Raw genomic sequence first — 25200 nt, forward strand, 5'->3', positions numbered from 1 at the left:
GACTCATTCGAGACCGATCCCCGAACGAGTGTGAGGACTTGCCGTGTCCGTAGTTCCGATCATCGACATCTCCGCCCTGACCGACGGTGACGACGACGCCAAGAGACGCGTCGGAGAGGCCCTCGACCATGCCGGTCGCGAGATCGGCTTCTTCCAAGTGGTCAACCACGGCATCCCCGATCACCTGATCTCGGAGATGTACCGGGTGTCGGATGAGTTCTTCGCCCTCGACGCCGACGAGAAGCGCCGGGTGCGTCAGCCCAGCCCGGACGCCGTCCGGGGATACTCCTCGATCGGCGAGCAGGCGTTCTCCTACAGCGAGGATGTCGAACAACCCCGTGACCTTCACGAGAAGTTCGACATCGGCCCGGTTGACGTGGACAGTGCCGATCCCTACTTCGCGCCTGAGAACGCCGGTCCGCACTTCCTGCCCAACCAGTGGCCCGCCCGCCCGGAGAACATGGAGCAGATCTGGACCGACTACTTCCGTGAGATGAACGCTCTGGCCCGGCGCCTGATGAGCGGGTTCGCACGCGGTCTCGATCTGGATCCCGACTTCTTCGACGGGGCCATCGACAAAGACATCAGCATGTTGCGGGCCATCAACTACCCGCACATGGACACCGCCCCGCTGCCCGGCCAGATGCGCGCCGGCGCCCACACCGATTACGGCAGCCTGACCATCGTGCGCCAGGAAGAGGCGCCGGGCGGGCTCGAGGTGTTCACCCAGGACGGCGACTGGGAACCGGTGCCGGTGGTGCCCGGCGCCCTGGTGGTCAACATCGGCGACCTGATGGCGCAGTGGACCAACGATCTGTGGATCTCGACGCGGCACCGGGTACGGCCGCCCCGCCCGGACTCCACCGGCAACACCCGGCGGATGAGCCTGGTCTTCTTCCATCAGCCCAACTACGACGCGGTGGTCGAATGCCTGCCGAGCTGCCTGGCTCCGGGGACCGAACCGAAATACCCACCCATCACCTCCGGTGACCATCTGACGCAGAAGTTCGAGAAGACCATCTCGTTCGCGGCCGGCTGATGCCCGAGGCTTTCGAGATCGAGTTGCGTTCCACCGGTGAGGTTCTCACTGTCACTGCCGACCGGACCGCGCTGCAGGTCCTGCAGCAGCGGATATCGGGCATCGACTCGAACTGCCTGCGCGGCGAGTGCGGAGCCTGTGTGCAGACCCTGCTGGCGGGTGAGCCACTGCACCTCGACACGGTGCTCTCGGCGCGGGCGAAGGCTGCAGGTAAACGTTTCATCCCGTGCGTCAGCAGAGCCGCAGGCGGCCGCCTGGTACTCGATCTGTGACCACACCCGAACAAGGACAACCATGCCCGATATCCATCTGTCATTCGCCAGCGTCATCACCGACGACATCGTGGGGCTCAGCGATTTCTACCGCGCCGTGTTCGACCTCGCCGAAGTGGTCGAGTTGCGCTCCGAACACTTCCGCGGCCTGCGTCTCGGTGAGACCATCCTGGGCTTCAGTTCTCCCCATGCCTACGAGCTGTTGAATGTCGACCCGCCTGAATCACTTTTTGGGACAAAGCAGTTCCTGACCTTCGAAGTGGACAGCGACAAACAGGTCGACCTCATGACCCAGGCGGCGGTGGCCGAGGGGGCCCGCTGCGTCAAGGAACCGGCGCGGACGTATTACGGCGCGTGGCAGTCGGTCCTGGCCGACCCCGCCGGAAACGTGTTCCGGCTCAATCATCTCGAGCTCGACTGAGCTTGGACTTCGACAGCGACGTCGACACCAGACCGACCCAGCAAGGAGAAACCACATGTCGATGTTTCGTTGGCAACCCACCGACGGCAGCGGCGTCGTCGCACCGCATCAGAGACTGTCGTGGCCGGGCACCATCGGCATCGGCCTGCAACACGTGGTGGCCATGTTCGGTGCCACCTTCCTGGTGCCAGTTCTGACCGGTTTCCCACCGGCGACGACGCTGTTGTTCTCCGGGATCGGCACCATCCTGTTCCTGGTCATCACCCGCAATCGGCTGCCCAGTTATCTGGGATCGAGCTTTGCGATCATCGCACCGGTGACGGCGGCATCGGCCTCCGACGGCCCGGCGGGCGCACTGGGCGGCATCATCACTGTCGGGGTGCTCGTCATGATCGTCGGCGCGGTGGTGCACGTCGCCGGCATCGGCTGGATCGAACGCCTGATGCCGCCGGTGAGCACCGGAGCCATCGTGGCCCTGGTCGGATTCAACCTCGCACCGACGGCGAAGACGAACTTCGAGCAGGCCCCGGTCACCGCCTTCATCGTGCTGACGCTGATGGTGCTCTCGCTCGTGCTGTTCCGCGGCCTGCTGGGGCGCCTTGCCGTGTTCACCGCGGTGGTGGTGGGCTATGTCGTCGCACTGCTGCGTGGCGAGGTCGACACCTCGGCCATCGGTGACGCCGCATGGATCGGCCTGCCGGAGTTCACCGCGCCGAGTTTCCACCTGTCGGTCCTTCCGATGTTCATCCCCGTCGTGCTGGTCCTCGTCGTCGAGAACATCGGCCACGTCAAGTCCATCAGCGCGATGACCGGCATCGACAACGACAAGTACATGGGGCGCGCCCTGTTCGCCGACGGCCTGGCCACCACGGTCGCCGGCAGCGGCGGCGGATCGGCGACGACCACCTACGCGGAGAACATCGGGGTGATGGCCGCGACCAAGGTGTACTCGACGGCCGCCTACTGGGTGGCGGGGGTGGCCGCCCTGCTGCTGGGGCTCTGCCCGAAGGTCGGCGCAGCCATCGCATCGATCCCGCCGGGAGTGCTGGGCGGCGCGACGGTGGTGCTGTACGGGCTGGTCGGCATCCTCGGTGTGCACATCTGGGTGCTGAACAAGGTCGACTTCTCCCAACCCATCAACCAGATCACCGCAGCGGTGCCGCTGGTGATCGGCATCGCCGACTTCACCTGGGATATCGGCACTCTGAGCTTCGGTGGAATAGCGCTCGGGGCCATCGCCGCGGTCGTGGTGTATCACGTCATGCGCGCCATCGGCACGTGGCGACAGACCGTGGAACCGGTCGATCGTTCCGAGCCGGACCCCAGACACGAACACACCGCGCCCGTCGGCTGAACCCCCGCACTCGATTCTCATCAGAGGGAGACACATGGCGACCACGCTGATCCACGGCGGCACGGTCATTTCGGCCACCGGCCGCCAACAATTGGACGTCCTGATCGACGGCGAGACCATTGCGGCCCTGATCCAGCCGGGGTCCAGTCCCTTTGGACCGGGGCTGGCGCAGAACGTCGACCACATCGTCGATGCGACAGGTAAATACGTTATTCCGGGTGGGGTGGATGCCCATACCCACATGGAGATGCCGTTCGGCGGGACCACAGCGTCGGACACCTTCGAGACCGGCACGTTCGCTGCGGCCATGGGCGGCACCACCACCATCGTCGACTTCGCCATCCAGACCCCGGGGACCGCCGTCCTCGACACCCTGGCGCAGTGGCACGAGAAGGCGGCGGGTAACTGTGCCATCGACTACGGCTTTCATCAGATCATCGGTGACGTCAATGCCGACTCGCTGTCCGCGATCGGGGAACTGATCACCGAAGGCGTCAGCAGCGTCAAGCTGTTCATGGCCTATCCCGGGGTCTACTACTCCACCGACGGCCAGATCCTGCGAGCCATGCAGCGCTGTGCCGAGGTGGGTGCCTTGATGATGATGCACGCCGAAAACGGCATCGCCATCGATGAATTGGTGGCTCAACATCTGGAGCGCGGCGAGACCTCACCCTACTATCACGGGGTCTCCCGCCCCTGGCAGCTCGAAGAGGAGGCCACGCACCGGGCCATCATGCTCGCCGATGTCACGGGCGTGCCGCTGTACGTGGTGCACGTGTCCGCCAAACAGGCCCTGGAGCAGATCGCGACCGCCCGCGGCAGGGGGGCCAACGTGTTCGCCGAGACCTGCCCGCAGTACCTCTACCTGTCGCTGGAGGAGCAGTTGGGCGCACCCGGATTCGAGGGCGCCAAGTGGGTGTGCTCGACGCCGCTACGGTCCCGCGCCGAGGGGCATCAGGACGAGTTGTGGCGTTTCATCCGCACCGGTGACGTCGCCGGTGTGGCCACCGACCACTGCCCGTTCTGTATGAAGGGCCAGAAGGAAATGGGCTTGGGCGACTTTTCCAAGATCCCCAACGGTATCGGGGGCGTCGAACACCGGATGAACCTGATGTACCAGGGTGTGGTCGACGGTCGAATGAGCCTCGAACGGTGGGTGCAGGTTTGCAGTACCGAGCCGGCCCGGATGTTCGGCATGTACCCGCGCAAAGGGGTGATCAGTCCGGGAGCCGACGCCGACGTCGTGGTCTACGACCCCCACGCCCGTACCGAGATAGGGCTGGGTGCAACACATCACATGAACATGGACTATTCCGCCTGGGAGGGGTTCAGCATCGATGGCGGTATCGCCATGGTGTTCTCCCGCGGGAAGCGGATCGTTGTTGACGGAACCTACCTGGGTAGTCGTACTGACGGCCGGTTCGTCCGCCGCGGCTTGAGCCAGAACCTGATCTAGAAAGGCCGGACATGGATTTCGGTGTCGTCCTGCAGTGCAATCCGCCCGCGTCGCGGATCGTCGAGTTGGCGGTAGCGGCGGAGAACCGTGGGTTCAGTCATGTCTGGACCTTCGACTCCCACATCCTGTGGCAGGAACCCTACGTGATCTACAGCCAGATCCTGTCCGCCACCAGGACGGTGACCGTCGGCCCGATGGTCACCAACCCGCTGACCCGGGACAATTCCGTCACCGCCTCCACCTACGCGACGCTGAACTCGATGTTCGGCAACCGGACGGTGTGCGGTATCGGACGCGGGGACTCGGCGGTGCGGGTCACCTCGGGCAAGCCGTGCTCGGTCGCCGATCTCGGAGCCGCCGTGGAGGTGATCCGGGAACTCGGTAACGGCCGCAGTGTCGAGATCAACGGCACCACTGTGCAGCTCCCGTGGGCGCGTCGGTCCGAGCTGGAGGTCTACGGAGCCGGTTACGGCCCTCGGGTGCTGGACCTGATCGGCCGGCAGACCGACGGGGTGATCCTCCAGATCGCAGATCCGACGATTGTCGAATGGATGGTCGGGCGGGTGAAACGAGCAGCAGAGGCCGCCGGCCGCGATCCGGCCGCGGTGAAGGTCGTCGTCGCCGCGCCCGCCTACATCGGCACCGACCTTGCCCATCAACGGGATCAGTGCAGATGGTTCGGGGGCATGGTGGGCAACCACGTCGCCGACCTTGTGTCCCGCTACGGGGGCGACGGAGCCGGGGTGCCACGCGCGCTCACCGACTACATCGAGCACCGATCCGGGTATGACTACAACCAGCACGGCAAGGCGGGCAACACCCACGCTCAGTTCGTTCCCGACGAGATCGTCGACCGCTTCTGCCTGCTGGGCACACCCGACCAGCACGTGTCCCGGTTGCAGGAACTCAGCGATCTCGGTGTCGACCAGTTCGCCGGCTATCTGCAGCACGACGGCATCGATGCGACACTGGCGGCTTACGGCGACCACGTGATACCGGCACTGCAGCCTCAGTTGTCGGCGCGCCTGTGACCACGAATTCGAATCGGAGCACCATGACCACCGTACGAGTACCCCCGAATCCCGTTGCTGACCAACAGTTCCTCGATGACTTCGCCACCATGTCCGGATTCGGCGCCACGCCGGCTGGCGGTGTCGAACGTCAGGCCGCCACCGCCGCTGACGGCCAGGCCCGGGAATGGCTGGCACAGTGGTTGTCCACCAAAGGGTTTCGGGTCGACTATGACCGGATAGGCAACCAGTTCGGTCTGTGTGAGTTCACGCCGGGCGCCCCGTACGTGTTGGTGGGCTCGCATCTGGACAGTCAGCCACGGGGTGGTCGATACGACGGCGCCTACGGTGTGCTGGCCGGCGCGCACGCGGTCGACCGGTTACTGCGTCACTACACCGAACAGCCTGGTGGCGCACGGGTGAATCTCGCGGTGGTGAACTGGTTCAACGAGGAAGGCTCGCGGTTCAAACCGTCGATGCAGGGCAGCGGTGTGTTCACCGGGAAGATCGACCTCGACGCGGCGCTGTCCACCGCCGACTCCGCCGGGGTCACTGTGCGGGATGCCTTGGATGACCTCGGAATGCGAGGCGAGACCGATGTTTTCGAGGTGGGTGCGCACCACTCCCCCGGCGGGCTGAGCGTATGTGGTTATGCCGAGATCCACATCGAACAGGGCCGTGAACTCGACAAGGCCGGCATCCAACTCGGTGTCGTGCCGGCCACCTGGGCGGCCAACAAGTACGAGATCGCCGTGGTCGGCGCACAAGCACACACTGGTGCAACGGCTATCGCCGACCGACAGGACGCGCTCCTGGGGGCCGCGAAGATCGTGGTGGCACTGCGGGACATCGCCGACCAGCACGGCGAACAGTTGCACACCTCCTGCGGTCAGCTGACGGTGTACCCGAACTCACCGGTGGTGGTGGCTCGCGAGGTGCACATGCACCTGGACCTGAGATCGCCTGACGACGAATTGCTCTCTGCCGCCGACGAACAGCTGCGGCGGGCGTGCGCCGAGATCGAGGTGGCCGCCGACGTGCGCATCGAACGCCGCTTCGCCCACACCTGGAAGGGGCACACCTATCAGCCCGAGGGGGTGGCGCTGGCCGAAGGTGCCATCGACGATCTGGGCCTGAGCCGCATGCAGGTCCTGACCCGGGCCGGACACGACTCGACCAACATGAAGGACCTGGTGCCCACGGTCATGCTGTTCATCCCCAGTGTGGACGGCGTGTCGCATGCGGAAGCCGAGTACACCCATGATGGCGACCTGACGGCCGGGGTCGACGTGCTCACCGAGGTGGTGGCGCGGATGGCTGAGGGCCTGCGACCGTGAAATCCGGTCAGAAGCCGTTGGCGCCGGCCATGTTCGACCAACCGCTCGAGGTGGGCAGAATTGTGTCATTTCTCCTGAGCGACCGCGCCGCCATCATCCGGGGGCAATCCATCAACGTCGACGGCGGCGCCACACCCTACTGATCCGCTCCGGTTCAGACTGCGACGCGTAACCGATGACGATTAGAACTGCGACGACTAGCTCAATTATCTTCCGGACGACCTGCTGACCGTATATTTTGCGGATTACCGAGAACACCGTTAGAGGTGCCGTCTCAACTTCGCGTCCCAAGGGACACGAGTGGGACATTGAATTTGAGACTGGACATCGGGTTTGAGAACCTACATATTTTCATCATCATAACGGCACAGCCGGCAAACTTCGAGAACCATGGACAACCACGGTTGTCATCACTACCGTTGGGTACTCCTGGCAAGGACGGGAGGCGCAATGGACGAGCAGACCCCGGCCGATCCACTCGGCCCGGACTCATTGACCTGGAAGTACTTCGGCGACCTGCGCACGGGGCTGCTGGGCGTGTGGATCGGCGCGGTCCAGAACATGTATCCCCAACTCGGCGCCGGCGTCGAAGACCACTCGATTCTGCTGCGTGAACCGCTGCAACGAGTCGCGCGCTCGGTCTACCCGATCATGGGCGTCGTCTACGACGGTGACCGCGCCGGCCACACCGGTCGGCAGATCAAGAACTTCCACACCACGATCAAGGGTGTGGACACCCATGGGCGCCGCTACCACGCATTGAACCCCGAGACGTTCTATTGGGCGCACGCCACCTTCTTCATGTTGATCATCAAGGTCGCCGAGTATTTCTGCGGCGGGCTGACCGAGGCCGAGAAACGCCAACTGTTCGACGAGCACGTCCAGTGGTACCGCCAGTACGGCATGAGCATGCGGCCGGTACCGCAAACCTGGGAAGAGTTCTGCGAATACTGGGAGCGCACCTGCCGCGACGAGCTGGAGATCAACCGGGCGACCTTGGACATCTTCAGCATCCGAATCCCGAAGCCCAAATTCGTCTTGATGCCGACACCGTTGTGGGACCAGATGTTCCGGCCGATGATCGCCGGCCAGCGGTGGATCGCGGCAGGCTTGTTCGACCCGGCGCTGCGGGAGAAGGCCGGCATGCGGTGGACACCCGGTGACGAGGTGTTGCTGAGGTTGTTCGGCAAGGCCGTGGAGATCGCCTTCCTGGCAGTGCCCGACGAGATCCGCCTGCACCCGCGGGCTTTGGCCGCCTACCGGCGCGCCTCGGGGCAGGTCGCCGCCGACGCTCCGCTGGTCGAGGCGCCGTTCTTCATGGGTCCGCCACGTGACCGTAAGGGCATGCCGATGCACTATGTACCGAAGCGCAAGGCGCCGCTGCCCCTGGCTCTGGCCGAGCGGGCCGGCTCCCTGGTGCACACCACGTTTTCCCTTGCCGGATTCCGGCCCGCCCGCGGGCGGCGTTCGGCAGCATGATCTGACCGACTACACAACACAACCGAATCGAGAGAATCGCCAATGATCGAGTGGTCCGACGTTGACCTCGCGGTGCGTGACGCCGTGCGCCAGTTCGTAGACAAAGAGATCCGCCCCCACGTCGACGCGCTCGAGAGCGGCGAGATGGAGCCGTACCCGATCATCCGGAAATTGTTCTCCTCGTTTGGGATCGATGTGATGGCGCGTGAAGCGTTGGAGAAGCGCCTGGCCAGGCTGCGCGACGGCGGTGAGTCGAAGTCCGGTGGCGGCGGCGGGATGTTCGGCGGCGAGCAGGGCGGGATGGGCTTCGTCGTGATCAGCGAACTGTGCCGGGTGTCGATGGGCGTCGTCACCGGGATGGGTGTCAGCCTGGGCCTGACGGTGCCGACCATCCAGAGCCGCGGCACCCTGGCGCAGCAGGAACGCTGGCTGCCCGAACTGGTGACCTACGAGAAGGTGGGCGCCTGGGCCATCACCGAACCGGATTCGGGCTCCGACGCCTTCGGCGGCATGAAGTCCTATGTGGTGCGCGACGGCGACGACTACATCCTCAACGGCCAGAAGACCTTCATCACCAACGGCCCCGACGCCGACGTCGTGGTGGTGTACGCCAAGCTGGACGAAGGTAGATCCGACATCTCCGCCCCAACAAGTCCCAGAGATCGCAAGGTCCTGACCTTCGTGCTCGACAAAGGTATGGAGGGTTTCGTCCAGTCGAAACCCTTCCGCAAGATGGGAATTCACTCCTCCCGCACGGGCGAACTGTTCTTCAACAACGTCCGGCTCGGCCGCGACCGGCTGTTGGGCGAGACCGAGGGCGCCTCCGGCAGTGTCGATCAGGGGCGCGAGAGCGCGCGCTCCAGTTTCTCCGCCGAACGCATCGGTGTGGCGGCGATGGCGCTCGGGGTCATCGAGGAATGCCTGCGGCTGTCGGTGGACTACGCGCGGACCCGCACCCTGTGGGGCAAGGAGATCGGCCAGTTCCAGCTCATCCAGCTGAAGCTCGCCAATATGGAAGTGGCCCGGATGAACGTGCGCAACATGCTGTTCCGCGTCATCGAGGCCGCCCAGACCGGGACGGCCATCTCCCTGGCCGAGGCGTCGGCGATCAAGTACTACTGTTCGCAGGCTGCCACCGATGTGGCGATGGAAGCGGTGCAGCTGTTCGGTGGCAACGGCTACATGACCGAGTACCGGGTGGAGCAACTGGCCCGGGACGCCAAGTCGTTGATGATCTACGCCGGCAGCAACGAAGTGCAGATCACGCACGTCGCCAAGGGGCTGCTGCGGGGAGAATGACAGGCGCTCACGGCGCCACCACCACGGGAGTGCCGACCAGCCATCCGCCATCGACAGCGATGATCTCGCCGACGATGTGATCGGACAGGCTGGAGGCGAGGAACAGCACGGTGTCGGCGATCTGCGCCGCGGTCGCCCACCGTCCGTTCGGTGTCTGCCCTTCGAGTGCACGCCTGATGGGCGCATCGTAGAGCGAGGTCATATCGGTCTCGACAAATCCGGGAGCGACGGCGTTGACGTTGATTCCTGCTGTGGCGTAATCGATTCCGGCCTGCCGGGTCAGATTCACCAACGCTGCCTTGGAGGCGCAGTACGCGGCGAATCCCGGGTTGGCACGCAGTCCGCTGATCGAGGTGACGTTGACGATCTTGCCGCCCCGTCCGGCCGCCACCATCGCCGTGATGGCCGAGCGCATGCAGAAGAACGTTCCGTCGACGTTGACCGCGAACTGGTCACGCCAGATCTCATCGCTGGTCTCGGTGACCGACCCGGCGTGCAGCACCCCGGCGTTGTTGACCAGGATGTCGATGCCGTAACTGTTTGCGACACTGTCAAAGAGCTCGGTGACGGCAGCCGAGTCGGCGACGTCGAGCGGGTGTGACTCGGCCGACCCACCGCGGGCCCGGATCAGTCCGGAGGTCGATTCCTCGGCGCTGCGCAGGTGATCACTGCGGTCGGCGACGATCACGCGGGCTCCGTGCTCGGCGAGCGTGAACGCAACCGCCCGGCCGATGCCGCGCGAGCCGCCGGTCACCACCGCAGTCTTGTTGGCGAGATCGATCACCGAATTCTCCTCATCCCGACGCAGGCCTCTTGACCCGAACCCTGGTTCTGAACCATTTCTGGTCCTGCCATCAGCCGGTTAAGGATGTGTAAAGAAAGGACGCGTCCGTCAGGCTCGGTGCGCTGCCGCGCTCTGATACAGGCAAATAGCCGCGGCCGCAGCCACATTGAGGCTTTCTGCTCCCCCGGCCATCGGAATCGTGACACGGACGTCGGCCGCCGCAGCGACCTCAGCGGACAGTCCGTGCGCTTCGGATCCGAACAGCCACGCGGTGGGCACCTTCAGATCGACGTCATCCAGCGACATCTCGCCGTCCAGCGTCGAGGCCATGACCACCAGTTCGGCGTAACCCAGCGCAGAGATCAACGCCAGCGTGTCGGGCGCCTCGATCACCGGCACCGAGAAGATGCTGCCGGCCGAAGACCGCAGGCATTTTGCGTTGTACGGGTCGACGCTGTTGCCGGCCAGGATGAAAGCGTCGGCACCCATGGCGTCGGCCAGCCGGATCAGGGTGCCCGCATTACCGGGATCAGACGTGTCCACGCCCACCGCCACCAGGCGCGGCGAGGCCAGCACATCGGCGAGTGACACCTCGGGGGTCCGGCACACCGCCACCAGACCGACGGGGGTCACGGTGTCCGACAGCGCTTTTGCCGCGCGTTCGGTGACCAGTTGGATCTCCACCCCGGCCAGAAGCGAGTCGAAGCGAGCTGCAGCGTCCTCGGTCACGAAGACCTCACTGACAAGACCGCGCCGCAACGCTGCCTCGACGAGGTTGGGACCTTCGGCGAGAAAGCGTGCGGCGCGGCGACGTCCGGAGGCTTTCTGCAGCTTCAGCGCTGCAGCGACCCGGTTGGAGCGCTCGGTGAGCGTCAGGCAGCCTCTCCGGCGGGCGCGTTGACATCCTCGGGCAGAGCAGCCTTTGCGACCTCGACCAGCGCGGTGAACGCGGCCGGATCGCTGATCGCGATCTCCGACAGGTTCTTGCGATCCACCTCGACACCGGCGAGCTTGAGGCCCTGGATCAGCCGGTTGTAGGTGATGTCGTTGGCGCGGGCGGCGGCGTTGATACGCGAGATCCACAGCTTGCGGAACTCACCCTTGCGGGCCCGGCGGTCGCGGTAGGCATAGGTCAATGAGTGCAGCTGCTGCTCTTTGGCCTTGCGGTAGAGCCGGGACCGCTGTCCGCGGTAGCCCTTCGACGCCTTGAGGACTGAGCGCCGCTTCTTCTGGGCGTTGACTGCGCGCTTCACGCGTGCCATGGGGGTGTTCCTGTTCTTTGTCTACGTTCGGTCAGAAAGTTCGGGTGGCTGGATCAGCCGTTGAGCATCGCGTTGATGCGCTTGTTGTCCGTGGTGGCGACAACGGTACGGCCGTCGAGACGACGAGTGCGCTTGGTGGCCTTGTGCTCGAGCAAGTGGCGGCGGTTGGCCTTCTGCCGAACGATCTTGCCGGTACCGGTGCGACGAAAACGCTTCGACGCGCCGCTGTGGGTCTTGGCCTTGGGCATGTGGTCCTCAGTTCTACTGGGTGGTGTCTGGGTTTTCGGTGGGCTGTGCGTCCGCGCCGCCGGAGCGTTGCGCCGGAGTGTCAGCGTCATGAGCCGCCTTGGCACGAGTCTTCGCGCCGCGGTGCGGGGCCAGCACCATCGTCATATTGCGGCCGTCCTGCTTGGCGGACGTCTCGACGAAGCCGTATTCGGCCACGTCGGCGCCCAGCCGCTGCAACAGTCGGAAGCCCAGTTCGGGCCGGGACTGCTCACGTCCGCGGAACATGATCGTCACCTTGACCTTCGACCCCGCCTCGAGGAAGCGGACGACGTGACCCTTCTTGGTCTGGTAGTCGTGGTCGTCGATCTTGGGGCGCAGCTTCTGTTCCTTGACGACGGTCTGCTGCTGGTTCTTGCGAGACTCGCGCTCCTTCAGAGCCGTCTCGTACTTGAACTTGCCGTAGTCCATGATCTTGCAGACCGGAGGTCTGGCATTCGGAGCTACTTCGACAAGGTCGAGATCGGCATCCGCGGCGACGCGGAGTGCATCTTCGATGCGCACGATGCCCACCTGCTCCCCACCGGGGCCGATCAAACGGACTTCAGGTACGCGGATACGCTCGTTGATGCGGGTCTCAGTGCTGATGGGGCCTCCCTGGTTTGTTCCACTGTGTCGGACCGCGTAACAGCTGGAACACCACGTCATCAGCAAAAAAGCCCTGCATGTAGCAGGGCCCAAAGCCGACCGGTCGCGGGACGAACCGCCTGCGTGAAACGCAGAACCTGGCATCCTGGGATGCCGGTGACCGGACCGTTGAACCTGTTCGGCCAACGGTGGGAGTGGGACTCCACTTGCTGTCCCTGGCGTGAGCCGGGACGGTCGCACGTGCCACTCTATCAGGCATGACCGAGGATCCCAGAATCGAGCAAGATCAAATACGCGAACTTGCCGAAGTACCCGCCGTCGAGGTGATCACCAGGTCAGCGGTGATGTTGATGAGTGCGGCCGCCGAGAAGCTCGGCCTGTCGCATCCCGACCCCGACGACAGCCCCTTCCGTGACCTCGACGAGGCGCGTCGTCTCATCACCGCGCTGGCCGGACTGGTGACCGCCTCCGTCGAGTACCTCGGCCCGCACGCCGGCCCGATCCGCGACGGGCTCAAGAGTCTGCAGCTGGCGTTCCGCGAAGCCAGCGCCGCGCCCGACGAGCCGGGCAAGGGTCCGGGCGAGAAGTACACCGGACCCGTCTGGTAGCCCGCCGGTCACGGGCAGCTCGAGGGTTTCTCCACGATATTTTCTACGCCAGCGAATATCCTCCCGGCCTATGACCCTCGTCGACCGCACGGTGCACCGCTTCGACTCCCGCTTCCGCTGGGTTCCCGCGGCAGCCGGGTGGACCGTCGGCGTCATCGCCACGTTGTCGCTGGTGGCCAGCGTGTCACCGCTGGTGCGGTCGATCATCCGCGTCCCCCGCGAGTTCGTCGACGACTACATCTTCAACTTCCCCGACACCAGCTTCGCGTGGGCGTTCGTGCTGGCGCTGCTGGCGGCGGCGCTGGCGGCACGCAAACGCATCGCCTGGTGGATCCTGGTGCTGTACATGGTGGCCGCGATCGTCGTGAACATCGGCGACCTGGTCCAGGGCGAGGAACCGCTGAGCGAGGAGTTCGGCGAAGTCATCGGCCTGGTCTTTCACCTCGCCGCGATCGCCTTCCTGGTGATGGCCCACAAGCAGTTCTGGGCCCGGGTACGCCGGGCGGCGCTGTTCAAAGCCGCCGCGACGCTTCTGGTGGGGATGGCCCTGGGCATCCTGGTGGGCTGGGGCCTGCTGGAACTGTTCCCCGGGACGCTGGAGCGCGACTACCGCTTGGCGTACTCCATCAACCGGGTGGTCGCCTTCGCCGGCGTCGACGGCGGCGCGTTCGACGGGCAGCACCCGCACGTCGTCGTCAACGCCCTGCTCGGCCTGTTCGGTGCACTGGCGTTGATGGTGGCCGCAGTCGTGCTGTTCCGCTCCCAGCAGGCAGACAACGCCCTCACCGGTGAAGACGAGTCGGCGATCCGCGGGCTGCTGGAGGTCTACGGCAAGAACGACTCCCTGGGGTACTTCGCCACCCGCCGCGACAAGTCGGTGGTCTTCTCCGCTGATGGGCGCGCCGCGATCACCTACCGGGTGGAGGTCGGCGTCTGCCTGGCCAGCGGTGACCCCGTCGGCGATCCACGGGCGTGGCCGAACGCGATCGAGGCGTGGCTGCAGCTGTGTGAGACCTACGGCTGGGCGCCCGGTGTGATGGGCGCCAGTGCGGCGGCCGCCGAAGCATTCCGCGAGGCCGGACTGCACGCGCTGGAACTCGGCGACGAGGCCATCCTGTACCCGGACCGGTTCAAGCTCTCCGGCCCGGACATGAAGCCCGTGCGCCAGGCCGTCACCCGGGCCCGCCGCGCCGGGTTGACCGTCCGGATCCGGCGCCACCGCGAGCTGTCGGCCGCGGAGATGACCACCGCGATCGAGCGGGCCGACGCCTGGCGCGACACCGAGACCGAGCGGGGTTTCTCGATGGCGCTGGGTCGCCTCGGAGACCCGGCCGACGCGGACTGCCTGCTGGTGGAAGCGGTCGGGGGTGCCCCCGGGCAAGAAGAAGTGGTGGCCATGCTCTCGCTGGTGCCGTGGGGCACCAACGGGGTGTCGCTGGACCTGATGCGACGCTCGCGCCAGTCCCCCAACGGCACCGTCGAGCTGATGGTCAGCGAGCTGTGCCTGCAGGGTGAGGCGCTGGGTATCACCCGGATCTCGCTGAACTTCGCGATGTTCCGGTCGGCGTTCGAAGAGGGCGCGCAGCTTGGTGCGGGTCCGGTGGCCAGGTTGTGGCGCGCACTGCTGGTGTTCTTCTCGCGCTGGTGGCAGCTGGAGACCCTGTACCGCTCCAACATGAAATACCAACCGGACTGGGTGCCGCGGTTCGCCTGCTACGAGGACGCCCGCCTGGCGCCGCGCGTCGGGGTGGCCTCGGTGATCGCCGAAGGCTTCCTGGTGCTGCCGTTCAGCCGGCGCAACAAGCAGCACACCGGCCAGCATTCGTCGGTGCCCGAGGCACTGGTCAGGACCGGCGCCCTGCACGAGGACGGCAGCACACCCGACGCCGCGGCGCTACCCGCCGACTCGACGCAGGAAACCGGAACCCCGCGGCTGCCCGAACAGGTCCGAGTCCGGATGGCGAAGCTGAAGTGGTTGCAGGACAACGGCGTCGACGCCTACCCCGTCGGGCAGGCACCCAGCCACACCGTGGCCGAGGCGCTCGAGTCGGCCGACGGCCCCGACGTCACCGTGGCCGGGCGGATCCTGCGGATACGCGACTACGGCGGGGTGTTGTTCGCCCAGCTGCGCGACTGGTCGGGGGAAACTCAAGTGCTGCTGGACAATTCGAGGCTCAGCACCGCCGAGTTCACCGCCGCGATCGACCTCGGCGACCTGGTGGAGGTCAGCGGCGTGGTGGGCGCCAGCTTGAACGGCACCCGCTCGGTCCTGGTGCAGCGGTGGCGGCTGATCGGCAAGTGCCTTCGGCCGCTGCCGGACAAGTGGAAAGGCCTGACCGACCAGGAAGCGCGGGTGCGGGCCCGCTACGTCGACCTGGCCATCAACACCGAAGCCCGGGATCTGATCCGGGCCCGCAGCCAGGTGTTGCACGCGATCCGGGAGACGTTGTTCGCCAAGGGTTTCCTCGAGGTCGAGACGCCCATCCTGCAGCAGATCCACGGCGGGGCCAATGCGCGGCCGTTCACCACCCACATCAACGCCTACGACCTGGACCTGTATCTGCGCATCGCCCCCGAGCTCTACCTCAAACGTCTGTGTGTGGGCGGGGTGGAGCGCGTTTTCGAGCTGGGCCGGGCGTTCCGCAACGAGGGTGTGGACTTCAGCCACAACCCCGAGTTCACCCTGCTGGAGGCCTACCAGGCCCACGCCGACTACCGGGTCTGGATCGACGGCTGCCGTGAGCTGATCCAGAACGCGGCCGAGGCCGCCAACGGCGCGCACGTGATCCTGCGACCCAGATCCGACGGCAGCCTGGAACCTGTCGACATCTCCGGGCAGTGGGCGGTCAAGACAGTGCACGACGCGGTGTCGGAGGCCCTGGGTGAGCACGTCGACGTCGACACCGATGTCCCGGCGCTGCGCAAGCTCTGCGACGCTGCCGGCATCCCCTATCAAACCCATTGGGACGCAGGTGCGGTGGTGCTGGAGATGTACGAGCACCTGGTGGAGGACCGCACCGAGGCGCCGACCTTCTACACCGATTTCCCGGCCTCGGTATCGCCGTTGACACGGCCGCACCGCAGCAAGCCCGGCGTCGCCGAACGGTGGGACCTGGTGGCCTGGGGTGTGGAGCTGGGCACCGCTTACAGCGAACTCACCGATCCCGTACTGCAACGCCGGCGACTGCATGAGCAGTCGATGCTGGCCGCCGGCGGCGATCCCGAGGCGATGGAGCTCGACGAGGACTTCCTGCAGGCCCTCGAGTACGCGATGCCGCCGACGGGTGGTCTGGGAATGGGTGTGGACCGGATCGTCATGTTGATCACCGGGCGCAGCATCCGCGAGACGCTGCCGTTCCCGTTGGCCAAACCGCGCTAGGTCACATACAGCCACCTCGCAGCGATCGGTAAGAAACGCGAGCCACCATGGGGTGGTGCCGATTTCGCTGCTGCACGGTGTGGTGCCGTTCGCGACGCAGGCGGTTGCCGCCTCGGCCGTGGCGGCGGCCGTCGGCTGGCGTACGCGCCGCTGGCGTCGGCTGTTCCTGCCCTGGTGTGTGCTCGTCGGTGCCGCACTGACGGGTTGGCTCTACTGGTTCATCGGCGACGAAGGCTGGGGCGGCACTCCCCCACCGGGCGGATTGTGGGCGTGGGTGGGGTTGACCGGTGTGGCGGCCAGCGTGCTGGCACTCGGGTGGCGCAGCGCCGGACGCCTGCGACGCGCGGTGTCCGTGCTGGCGGTGCCACTGTGTGTGCTCAGTGCGGCGCTCAGCGTGAACCTCTGGGTGGGTTACGTCCCGGACGTGCAGGCCGGCTGGAATCAGCTCACCGCGGGTCCGCTGCCCGATCAGATCGACCAATCCGGCGTGAGCGAACTGGTGGCGAACACCGCGCGCCAGCACCGGTTGCCGGCCAAGGGCAGCATCGTGGAGATCAACACCCCCGGCGACGCGTCGCACTTCGCGCACCGCCACGAGTTCGTCTACCTACCGCCGGCCTGGTTCGCCACCAGCCCGCCTCCGGCACTGCCCGTGGTGCTGATGATCGGCGGCGAGTTCAACACACCGGCGGACTGGTTGCGGGCCGGCAACGCGATCACCACCCTTGATGCTTACGCCGCCGCCCATCACGGCACCACACCCGTGTTCGTGTTCGTCGACGCGGTGGGCACCTTCCACAACGACACCGAATGCGTCAACGGCCCGCGCGGAAACGCCGCCGACCACATCACCAAAGATGTTGCCCCGTACGTCCTCTCGCACTTCGGGGTGAGTACCGACCGGGCGCAGTGGGGGGTGGCGGGGTGGTCGATGGGCGGAACCTGCGCCGTCGACCTCGCGGCGATGCATCCCGACCGGTTCAGCGTCTTCGAGGACATCGCCGGCGACCTGGCCCCGAACGCGGGGACCCCGGGACAGACCCTCGCCCGGCTCTACGGCGGCAATGCTGCGGCCCAGGCGAGCTTCGATCCGGTGACGGTGCTGACCCGCCACGGGCCCTATGTCGACGAGACGGGCATGTTCGTCAGCGGGATGGCGCAATTCGGTCAGGCCAGCCAAGCCGCCGCGGCCCAAGAGCTCTGCGCGACAGGCCGGACCGTGGCCGTCGACTGCACGGTGGTGACCCAGGCCGGCAATCACGACTGGCCCTTCGCCGCGGCGGCCTTCGCCCAGGCGCTGCCGTGGCTGGCCGGCGCGGTCCACACGCCGGAGGCCGCCCCGAATCCGTCACGAGGGACCGCCGCGACCGACGCGTCATACCGATCGCCCTGACACAACAAAGAGCCTCGTACGCTGACCGATCTCGGCGGTACCGTGAAGTCATGCCGGACAAGCCAGACGAGGAGCTCGAGAACGTCATCGACGCCGAGGTGGTGCCCACCCCTGAGCCCAGCTTCGCGCCCGTCCCGCCGGAGGACCCGGGCTACACCCCCGGCGGTGTGCCCACCTTCGAGTCGGTCCGCGAGAAGATCGAGACCCGGTTCGGTACCGCCCTCGGCTCCGCCGAACTGGACGCCGAGACCCCTGAGGGCCGCAGCGTCGAAGAGCAGTACGAGGCGCGGCAACGTGCGGCTGCGGAACGCCTGGCGCAGATCCGCGCCCAGATGAAGTCCGAAGACCGCTGAGGACGTTCACCGCGGCCGAGCGACGGGCTCGGCTGGCGCACCGGCATTTCCTTGCCGACCCGGATTCGATGCTGCCGATACCGGAGATGACGGCGGCACTGATCGGCTGGCACGCCACCGACCCGACCACGCCCTACCTGTCCTTGTGGGCCCGCCGGCCGGGTTTCACCGTCGACGCCCTGGACGCCGAGATGTACCAGCACCGTTCGTTGGTCAAACAACTGGCGATGCGGCGGACGTTGTGGCTGATCCCCTCGCCCGATCTGGCCATGGTCCTGCCCGGCGCGAGCGACCGGGTGGCCGCCAACGAACGCCGCCGGCTCATCGCCGATATCGAGACCGCGGGCGTGGCACCCGACGGCGCGCGGTGGCTGGAGGCGGCGTCGGCGGCGGTGCTGACGTACCTCGAGGAGCACGGCGAGGCCAGCACCACTGAACTGCGCACCGCCCTGCCCGAGCTGACCGGCACCTATGATCCGGCGCCCGGAAAGACCTGGGGCGGAATCGGTCACGTCGCGCCGCGGGTCATGACGGTGCTGTCGGTCAGCGGCGCCATCGTGCGGGGTCCCAACGACGGGTCGTGGGTGACCTCGCGTCCACGCTGGGTCGACGCCCAGAACTGGGTCGGGACGATCGAGCGGTTACCGGCCGAGCAGGCGCGCGCTGAAATGGTGCGCTGCTGGCTTCGGGCGTTCGGGCCGGCCGGCCTCACCGATCTCAAATGGTGGTTCGGCAGCACCCTGACCGCCAGCCGGGCCGCACTCGCCGCCATCGGTGCGGTGGAAGTGGACCTGGAGGGTTCTCCCGGGTACGCCCTGGCCGATGACCTGGAACCGGTGAGCACACCGGACCCGTGGGTGGCGCTGCTACCCAGCCTCGATGTCACCACCATGGGCTGGGTGGAGCGCGACTGGTATCTGGGCCCGCACCGCAGTCAGGTGTTCGACACCAACGGCAACGCCGGGCCCACCGTCTGGTGCAACGGCCGGGTCATCGGCGCCTGGAACCAGGACACCAGCGGCCGGGTGCAGGTGCAGCTGCTCGAAGACCCGGGAGCCAAGGCCCGAAAAGCGTTGGACCGCAAGGCTGCCGAACTGACCGACTGGCTGGGCGGCACGAAGGTCAGTCCGCGGTTCCCGTCGCCGCTGTCCAAATCGATCGCGTCGACGACGCTTCCTACGCGCTGACCTTGCGCTTGCGCGGCGCCCGCTTCGGTGCCGGCTTGGCCGCCGGTGCGTCGAGCACCTCACGCAGGAACTTGCCCGTGTAGCTCTCCGGCACCGCCGCAACATCTTCCGGTGACCCCTGGGCCACCACCGTTCCGCCGCCGGACCCACCTTCGGGGCCCATGTCGACGATCCAGTCCGAGGTCTTGATGACGTCGAGGTTGTGCTCGATCACGATCACCGAGTTGCCCTTGTCGACCAGCCCGTTGATCACCTTGAGCAGCTTGCGGATGTCCTCGAAATGCAGGCCGGTGGTGGGCTCGTCGAGGATGTACACGGTGCGCCCGGTGGAGCGCTTCTGCAGTTCGGCGGCCAACTTGACGCGCTGCGCCTCACCACCGGAGAGGGTGGGCGCGGGCTGGCCCAGCCGGACGTACCCGAGGCCGACGTCGACCAGCGTCTTGAGGTAGCGGTGGATCGAGCTGATGGGCTCGAAGAACTCCGTGGCCTCCTCGATGGGCATGTCGAGCACCTCGGAGATGGTCTTGCCCTTGTAGTGCACCTCGAGGGTCTCGCGGTTGTACCGGGCGCCCTGACACACCTCGCACGGCACGTACACGTCGGGCAGGAAGTTCATCTCGATCTTGATGGTGCCGTCACCCGAACACGCTTCGCAGCGGCCACCCTTGACGTTGAACGAGAACCGGCCGGGCTGGTAACCGCGGACCTTGGCCTCGGTGGTGGCGGCGAACAGCGTGCGGATCTTGTCGAACACGCCGGTGTAGGTGGCGGGGTTGGACCGCGGCGTGCGACCGATCGGCGACTGGTCGACGCGCACCAGTTTGTCGAGCTGATCGAGTCCGTTGATCCGGATGTGCCGGCCCGGCACCTGGCGGGCGCCATTGAGCTTGTTGGCCAGCACCGTGGCCAGGATGTCGTTGACCAGGGTCGACTTACCCGAACCGGACACCCCCGTCACCGAGGTGAGCACGCCCAGCGGGAACGCGACGTCGATCTCCTTGAGATTGTGTTCGCGCGCGCCGACAACCGTCAGCTGACGCTTGGGGTCGACCGGGCGGCGAATCGCCGGCACCTCGATGCTCTCCTTGCCGGAGAGATAGGCACCGGTGATCGACTTGGGATTCTTCAACAGCTCGGCGTAGGTACCGCTGTGCACGACGGTGCCGCCGTGTTCGCCGGCCGCCGGACCGATGTCGACCACCCAGTCGGCGTGGGCGATGGTGTCCTCGTCGTGTTCGACGACGATCAAGGTGTTGCCGAGGTCGCGCAGCCGCGTCAGGGTTTCGATCAACCTGCGGTTGTCACGCTGATGCAGGCCGATGGAAGGTTCGTCGAGGACGTACAGCACCCCGGCCAGACCCGAACCGATCTGGGTGGCCAGCCGGATCCGTTGCGCTTCGCCACCGGAGAGCGTGCCCGCGGCCCGCTCCAGCGACAGGTAGTCCAGCCCGACGTCGAGCAGGAAGCCCAACCGGGACTGCACCTCTTTGAGCACCTGTCCCGCGATCGCGGCCTCACGCGGGCCGAGGGTGAGCGCGTTCAGGAAGTCCGAGCAGTCCGCGACGGACAGCGCGCACACCTCGGCGATGGACTTGCCGCCCCAGTCTCCCGCCGACAGGGTGACCGCCAGGATCTCGGGCTTGAGGCGGGTGCCGTTGCACTCCGGGCACGGCACGTCACGCATGAACCCGTCGTAGCGTTCCTTCATCTGCTCGGAGTCGGTCTGCTCCATCCGGCGCTGCAGGAACGCCATGACGCCTTCGAAGTCGGCGTAGTAGGACCGGGTGCGTCCGTAGCGGTTCTTGTACCGGACATGTACCTGGTGATCGGAACCCTCCAGGATGGCTTTCCGCGCCTTGGCCGGCAGCTTCTTCCACGGTGTGTTGACGTCGAAGCCCATTTCGTCACCGAGGCCGGACATCATCCGGGTGAAGTACTCCGAGGTCTGACCCATGGACCACGGCGCCACCGCGCCCTCGGCCAGCGTGAGGTCGGGGTCCGGCACCACCAGTTCAGGATCGACTTCCTTGCGGATGCCCAGACCCGTGCACTCCGGGCAGGCGCCGTAGGGCGAGTTGAAGGAGAACGACCGCGGTTCCAGATCGTCGACGGCCAGGGCGTGACCGTTGGGGCAGGCCAGCTTCTCGGAGAAGCGCTGCTCGCGGTGCGGCGCGCCTTCTTCCTGGTCCACGAATTCGAGGACGACGATGCCGTCGGCGAGATTGAGCGCCGTCTCCACCGAGTCGGTGAGACGCTGTTTCGAGGAGGCCTTGACGGTGAGGCGGTCGACGACGACCTCGATATCGTGCTTTTCCTGCTTCTTCAGCTTGGGGGGATCGGTCAGCGGGTGCACCGTGCCGTCCACCCGGACGCGGCTGTAGCCCTGGGTGTTGAGCTTTTCGAAGAGGTCGACGAACTCGCCCTTGCGGGTGCGGACCACCGGGGCGAGCACCTGGAAGCGGGTGCCCTCCTCCATGGCGAGCACCTGGTCGACGATCTGCTGCGGGGTCTGCTTGGCGATCTTCTCGCCGCACACCGGGCAGTGCGGGCTGCCCGCGCGGGCGTAGAGCAGGCGCAGGTAGTCGTAGACCTCGGTGATGGTGCCGACGGTGGACCTGGGGTTGCGGTTGGTCGACTTCTGGTCGATGGACACCGCCGGGGACAGACCTTCGATGAAATCGACGTCGGGTTTGTCCATCTGCCCGAGGAACTGCCGGGCGTAGGCCGACAGCGACTCGACATAGCGGCGCTGGCCCTCGGCGAAGATGGTGTCGAAGGCCAGCGACGACTTACCCGATCCCGACAGCCCGGTGAAGACGATCAGGGAGTCACGCGGCAGGTCGAGGTCGATACTGCGCAGGTTGTGCTCGCGCGCACCCTTGACGATCAGGCGCTCAGCCACCCGGTACCTTTCAGCTGGTTTGTGCAGTTCTTGGAGCTAATCCAGTGGTCCGACGGACCGGCCACAGACGTTGCGTTCCATGCTAGGTCTCCCCACCGACAAGTTTTACTCCGCCGGTTTCCGGGGCCAGTAACGTGACCACCATGACCGTCATCGACGACACCTACACCGGCCATGTCGACCCCGGCTCCGGAGCACGCCGCACACTGCCCGCCGCATCGGTGGTCAAAGTGTCCGTGGGCCCCATGGACAACAACGCCTACCTCGTGACCTGTTCCCGCACCGGCGAGTCCCTACTCATCGACGCGGCCAACGATGCCGAGACACTGCTCGCGGTCATCGAAGAGCACGCGCCGAAACTGGTGCTGATCGTGACGACCCACCAGCATTTCGACCACTGGCAGGCGCTGCAGGCCGTGGCCGCTTCCACCGGTGTGCCCACCGCCGCCAGCGAGGTCGACGGCAAGGAGCTGCCGGTGCCGCCGAGCCGTGTGCTCGCCGACGGCGACACGATCGCCGTCGGCGACCTGTCCTTCGACGTCATCACCCTGCGTGGCCACACCCCCGGGTCGGTGGCGCTGGCCCTGTCCGGCGACGCCACCGGCGGGGTGACGCACCTGTTCACCGGGGACTGCCTGTTCCCGGGCGGTGTCGGCAAGACGTGGCAGCCCGGAGACTTCGAGACGCTGCTGGGTGATGTCACCACCAAGGTGTTCGACGTGTTCGACGACACGACCATCGTGTACCCGGGCCATGGTGACGACACCACGCTGGGCACCGAGCGCCCGCACCTCGGAGAGTGGCGCGAGCGCGGATACTGAGGCCGGCTATCCGGTGGTGTGGACGATCAGCACGTCGGTCTTGGAACGACGAGCCACATTGGCGGGCACCGATCCGAGCAGCCGGCCGGCGATCGTGCTCAGGCCGACGTTGCCGACCACCAGCAGATCAGCCTTGACCTCTTCGGCCAGCTCGACGAGCGCATCGACCGGCGCCCCGACGATGGGGCGCTCTTCGATGTTGGCGGCGCCGGCGGCCTTCGCGCGGTCCTTGGCCTCACGCAGGATCGCGTAGATGGGCGCATTGCCGGACAGTTTGTAGCCTTCGTCCTTGAGTACGTCGGCGCCGCGGGAGTCCTCGGCCGACGGGAAGTAGGCGGTCGCGATGATCACTCTCGCGTCCGGGTCCGAGGCGAGGGCACCCGCCCGGTCGACAGCACGCAACGACGAGTCCGAGCCGTCGGTGCCGACCACCACGGTTTTGTAGCCGCTCATCCATACCCTCCATGTAGTTCGATGACAACCGATTCGGTTACAACGCCACCCGAAACAGTAACCCGTTCCTGCTCACCGACGGGAGCATTTGGCCGACACATCGGCGCCGACCCGCGCCCGCTTTTCGCGCACGACCAGCACGAAAGCCACTGCACCAACCGTTTGGGTGAGCTTGCTGACACGTGAGCGGCGTCGCAGCCGCGACGTAGCCCGCGGCACAGTGAGATCGGCAGGGTGAGCCAGCAGGTGCCCCATGGCCATGTGTACCGGAGGTCACACCGCATGCTCGGGACATCCTGTCGCGCAACACAACTCATCTGACGGAGCGACTCGTCAGCGGTGACCCCGAAACTCGTTGTGAGCAACCGTCATCGCAGCCGGCCACCGGGCGTGCCAAGATCGCAGCATGACGACGTTCCTGGTTCGTTCCGCACTCACCGGTTTCGCGTTGTGGATCGTGACCCTGGTGGTCCCGGGAATCTACTTCGTCGGCGGCGACAGCACGGCGGCGCGGGTGGGCATCATCTTCGTGGTCGCGGTGATCTTCGGACTGGTCAACGCCATCATCAAACCCATCGTTCAGTTCATCGCCCTGCCCCTGTACATCCTGACGCTCGGCCTGATCCACATCGTCATCAATGCGCTGATGCTGTGGATCACGTCGCAGATCACCCGCAACACCACACACTGGGGCCTCGATGTGGACGATTTCTGGTGGACGGCGATCTGGGGCGCCATCGTGTTGTCGCTCGTCAGTTGGGTTCTGTCACTGCTGATCCCGGACGCCACCCGCAGCTAGGAGTAACTGCGGGTGGCGGCTCCGGGTCAGCCCCAGTCGTCGCGCCGGTCCGCCGGCGGCGTGCCCGGCAGGGTCACACCATCGGCGTCTGTGGCGGTCGCCGACCAGCTGGTGCCCTCACAGATGAAATCGGTGGGGTTCAGCGGGATGTTCTCGGGCAGCGGCACCGGCAGGCCCGGGATCTTCGGCAGATCCAGCCCCGGCTGCGGGAACAGGCTCGCGAGTCCGGAGGCGTCCGCGGCCGGAGCACCCAGGGTCGGCTGCGGGATCAGGCTCGTCACCCACGACGAGGTGGTGCCCAGCACCGGCAGCACGCCCGGGGGCATCTGCGACGCCTGATCGAACACCTGAGCGCCGGGGGTTCCCGGCGCCGGCGGCGTCGTCAACCCGAGATCGGTGGCCGCCGAGGCGCCGGGGACCGAACCCGTTGGGGGAGTGTTGATCTGGATACCGGTCGGCACGCTGGTACCCGGTCCGCCAGGACCCGGGGGGACCGCACCCGGTCCACCGGTCGGCACACCACCACCGGGCACACCCGGCCCCGGCGGAGTCACCCCCGGAACACCCGTCGGCACACCACCACCGGGCACACCCGGCCCCGGCGGAGTCACCCCCGGAACACCCGTCGGCACACCACCGCCCGGCACACCCGGCCCCGGCGGAGTCACCCCCGGAACACCCGTCGGCACACCACCACCGGGCACACCCGGCCCCGGCGG

The 25200-nt window shown here is 66.5% G+C and carries 24 protein-coding genes and 1 pseudogene; 17 read left to right on the forward strand and 8 right to left on the reverse strand.

What is annotated here, in order from left to right; all coding sequences use genetic code 11:
• Positions 1–43 precede the first annotated feature (43 nt).
• From AC3A6P_RS31765 to AC3A6P_RS31810, 10 genes are all read left to right on the forward strand, one after another.
• On the forward strand, positions 44–1039 hold the full coding sequence (locus AC3A6P_RS31765; protein WP_487696361.1) for an isopenicillin N synthase family dioxygenase: 996 nt from the start codon (positions 44–46) through the stop codon (positions 1037–1039).
• Positions 1039–1311, forward strand: coding sequence for a 2Fe-2S iron-sulfur cluster-binding protein (locus tag AC3A6P_RS31770; RefSeq protein WP_487696362.1), 273 nt, complete (start codon positions 1039–1041; stop codon positions 1309–1311). The genes AC3A6P_RS31765 and AC3A6P_RS31770 overlap by 1 nt, the downstream gene beginning before the upstream one ends.
• Before the next feature lie 22 nt (positions 1312–1333).
• On the forward strand, positions 1334–1732 hold the full coding sequence (locus tag AC3A6P_RS31775) for a VOC family protein (protein WP_487696363.1): 399 nt from the start codon (positions 1334–1336) through the stop codon (positions 1730–1732).
• Positions 1733–1787: 55 nt separating this feature from the next.
• The gene (locus AC3A6P_RS31780) at positions 1788–3086 is read left to right on the forward strand and encodes a uracil-xanthine permease family protein (protein ID WP_487696364.1); all 1299 of its coding nucleotides are present in this window, start codon (positions 1788–1790) and stop codon (positions 3084–3086) included.
• Between the two features lie 34 nt (positions 3087–3120).
• Complete coding sequence (gene hydA, locus AC3A6P_RS31785; RefSeq protein ID WP_487696365.1) at positions 3121–4542, forward strand: dihydropyrimidinase; 1422 nt, start codon at positions 3121–3123, stop codon at positions 4540–4542.
• 11 nt (positions 4543–4553) lie between these two features.
• Complete coding sequence (locus AC3A6P_RS31790) at positions 4554–5573, forward strand: TIGR03842 family LLM class F420-dependent oxidoreductase (RefSeq protein ID WP_487696366.1); 1020 nt, start codon at positions 4554–4556, stop codon at positions 5571–5573.
• Positions 5574–5596: 23 nt separating this feature from the next.
• On the forward strand, positions 5597–6889 hold the full coding sequence (locus AC3A6P_RS31795; RefSeq protein ID WP_487696367.1) for a M20 family metallo-hydrolase: 1293 nt from the start codon (positions 5597–5599) through the stop codon (positions 6887–6889).
• Positions 6886–7032 (forward strand): SDR family oxidoreductase, encoded by a 147-nt coding sequence (locus tag AC3A6P_RS31800; RefSeq protein WP_487696368.1) that lies wholly within the window; start codon positions 6886–6888, stop codon positions 7030–7032. The genes AC3A6P_RS31795 and AC3A6P_RS31800 overlap by 4 nt, the downstream gene beginning before the upstream one ends.
• A gap of 307 nt (positions 7033–7339) precedes the next feature.
• Positions 7340–8368, forward strand: a complete 1029-nt coding sequence (locus AC3A6P_RS31805; RefSeq protein ID WP_487696369.1) for an oxygenase MpaB family protein — start codon at positions 7340–7342, stop codon at positions 8366–8368.
• 42 nt (positions 8369–8410) lie between these two features.
• Complete coding sequence (locus tag AC3A6P_RS31810; RefSeq protein ID WP_487696370.1) at positions 8411–9667, forward strand: acyl-CoA dehydrogenase family protein; 1257 nt, start codon at positions 8411–8413, stop codon at positions 9665–9667.
• Positions 9668–9674: 7 nt separating this feature from the next.
• On the opposite strand, the gene AC3A6P_RS31815 is transcribed toward AC3A6P_RS31810, so the two are convergent.
• The 5 genes from AC3A6P_RS31815 to infC all read right to left on the reverse strand — a co-directional run bounded on the left by AC3A6P_RS31815 (position 9675) and on the right by infC (position 12586).
• Positions 9675–10451 (reverse strand): SDR family NAD(P)-dependent oxidoreductase, encoded by a 777-nt coding sequence (locus AC3A6P_RS31815; protein WP_487696371.1) that lies wholly within the window; start codon positions 10449–10451, stop codon positions 9675–9677.
• A gap of 108 nt (positions 10452–10559) precedes the next feature.
• On the reverse strand, positions 10560–11327 hold the full coding sequence (locus AC3A6P_RS31820; RefSeq protein WP_487696387.1) for a TrmH family RNA methyltransferase: 768 nt from the start codon (positions 11325–11327) through the stop codon (positions 10560–10562).
• Positions 11324–11713, reverse strand: coding sequence for a 50S ribosomal protein L20 (gene rplT, locus AC3A6P_RS31825; protein WP_487696372.1), 390 nt, complete (start codon positions 11711–11713; stop codon positions 11324–11326). Before rplT ends, AC3A6P_RS31820 begins: the two co-directional genes overlap by 4 nt.
• Before the next feature lie 53 nt (positions 11714–11766).
• Positions 11767–11961, reverse strand: a complete 195-nt coding sequence (gene rpmI / locus AC3A6P_RS31830) for a 50S ribosomal protein L35 (protein ID WP_487696373.1) — start codon at positions 11959–11961, stop codon at positions 11767–11769.
• Between the two features lie 13 nt (positions 11962–11974).
• Positions 11975–12586 carry a translation initiation factor IF-3 gene (infC, locus tag AC3A6P_RS31835; protein WP_487696388.1) on the reverse strand — a complete coding sequence of 204 codons (612 nt, stop codon included), beginning with the start codon at positions 12584–12586 and terminating at the stop codon, positions 11975–11977.
• A gap of 257 nt (positions 12587–12843) precedes the next feature.
• On the opposite strand from infC, the gene AC3A6P_RS31840 reads away from it, so the two are divergent.
• The 5 genes from AC3A6P_RS31840 to AC3A6P_RS31860 all read left to right on the forward strand — a co-directional run bounded on the left by AC3A6P_RS31840 (position 12844) and on the right by AC3A6P_RS31860 (position 19506).
• Positions 12844–13194 (forward strand): DUF1844 domain-containing protein, encoded by a 351-nt coding sequence (locus AC3A6P_RS31840; RefSeq protein ID WP_487696374.1) that lies wholly within the window; start codon positions 12844–12846, stop codon positions 13192–13194.
• 70 nt (positions 13195–13264) lie between these two features.
• Entirely contained in the window at positions 13265–16573 is a 3309-nt protein-coding gene (gene lysX / locus AC3A6P_RS31845; protein ID WP_487696375.1) for a bifunctional lysylphosphatidylglycerol synthetase/lysine--tRNA ligase LysX, read from the forward strand.
• Between the two features lie 52 nt (positions 16574–16625).
• Positions 16626–17966 (forward strand): alpha/beta hydrolase, encoded by a 1341-nt coding sequence (locus tag AC3A6P_RS31850; RefSeq protein ID WP_487696376.1) that lies wholly within the window; start codon positions 16626–16628, stop codon positions 17964–17966.
• A gap of 50 nt (positions 17967–18016) precedes the next feature.
• Positions 18017–18319, forward strand: a complete 303-nt coding sequence (locus AC3A6P_RS31855) for a PspA/IM30 family protein (protein ID WP_487696377.1) — start codon at positions 18017–18019, stop codon at positions 18317–18319.
• Positions 18316–19506: a winged helix DNA-binding domain-containing protein gene (locus AC3A6P_RS31860; RefSeq protein ID WP_487696389.1), complete on the forward strand. Its 1191-nt coding sequence runs from the start codon at positions 18316–18318 to the stop codon at positions 19504–19506. Before AC3A6P_RS31855 ends, AC3A6P_RS31860 begins: the two co-directional genes overlap by 4 nt.
• Here AC3A6P_RS31860 and uvrA read toward each other — a convergent pair.
• Positions 19496–22408, reverse strand: coding sequence for an excinuclease ABC subunit UvrA (uvrA, locus tag AC3A6P_RS31865; RefSeq protein WP_487696378.1), 2913 nt, complete (start codon positions 22406–22408; stop codon positions 19496–19498). The two genes, AC3A6P_RS31860 and uvrA, sit on opposite strands and share 11 nt — an antisense overlap.
• Positions 22409–22551: 143 nt before the next feature.
• On the opposite strand from uvrA, the gene AC3A6P_RS31870 reads away from it, so the two are divergent.
• Positions 22552–23229, forward strand: coding sequence for an MBL fold metallo-hydrolase (locus AC3A6P_RS31870; protein ID WP_487696379.1), 678 nt, complete (start codon positions 22552–22554; stop codon positions 23227–23229).
• A gap of 6 nt (positions 23230–23235) precedes the next feature.
• Here the strand turns inward: AC3A6P_RS31870 and AC3A6P_RS31875 are convergent, their stop codons facing one another.
• Positions 23236–23682 carry a universal stress protein gene (locus AC3A6P_RS31875; RefSeq protein ID WP_487696380.1) on the reverse strand — a complete coding sequence of 149 codons (447 nt, stop codon included), beginning with the start codon at positions 23680–23682 and terminating at the stop codon, positions 23236–23238.
• Between the two features lie 406 nt (positions 23683–24088).
• Here AC3A6P_RS31875 and AC3A6P_RS31880 point away from each other — a divergent pair, with 406 nt between their 5' ends.
• Entirely contained in the window at positions 24089–24481 is a 393-nt protein-coding gene (locus AC3A6P_RS31880) for a phage holin family protein (protein ID WP_487696381.1), read from the forward strand.
• A gap of 26 nt (positions 24482–24507) precedes the next feature.
• Here the strand turns inward: AC3A6P_RS31880 and AC3A6P_RS31885 are convergent.
• A pseudogene (locus tag AC3A6P_RS31885) lies at positions 24508–25200 on the reverse strand (hypothetical protein); the annotation flags it as partial.

This window comes from Mycobacterium sp. Soil_C_30 (genome assembly GCF_057656995.1).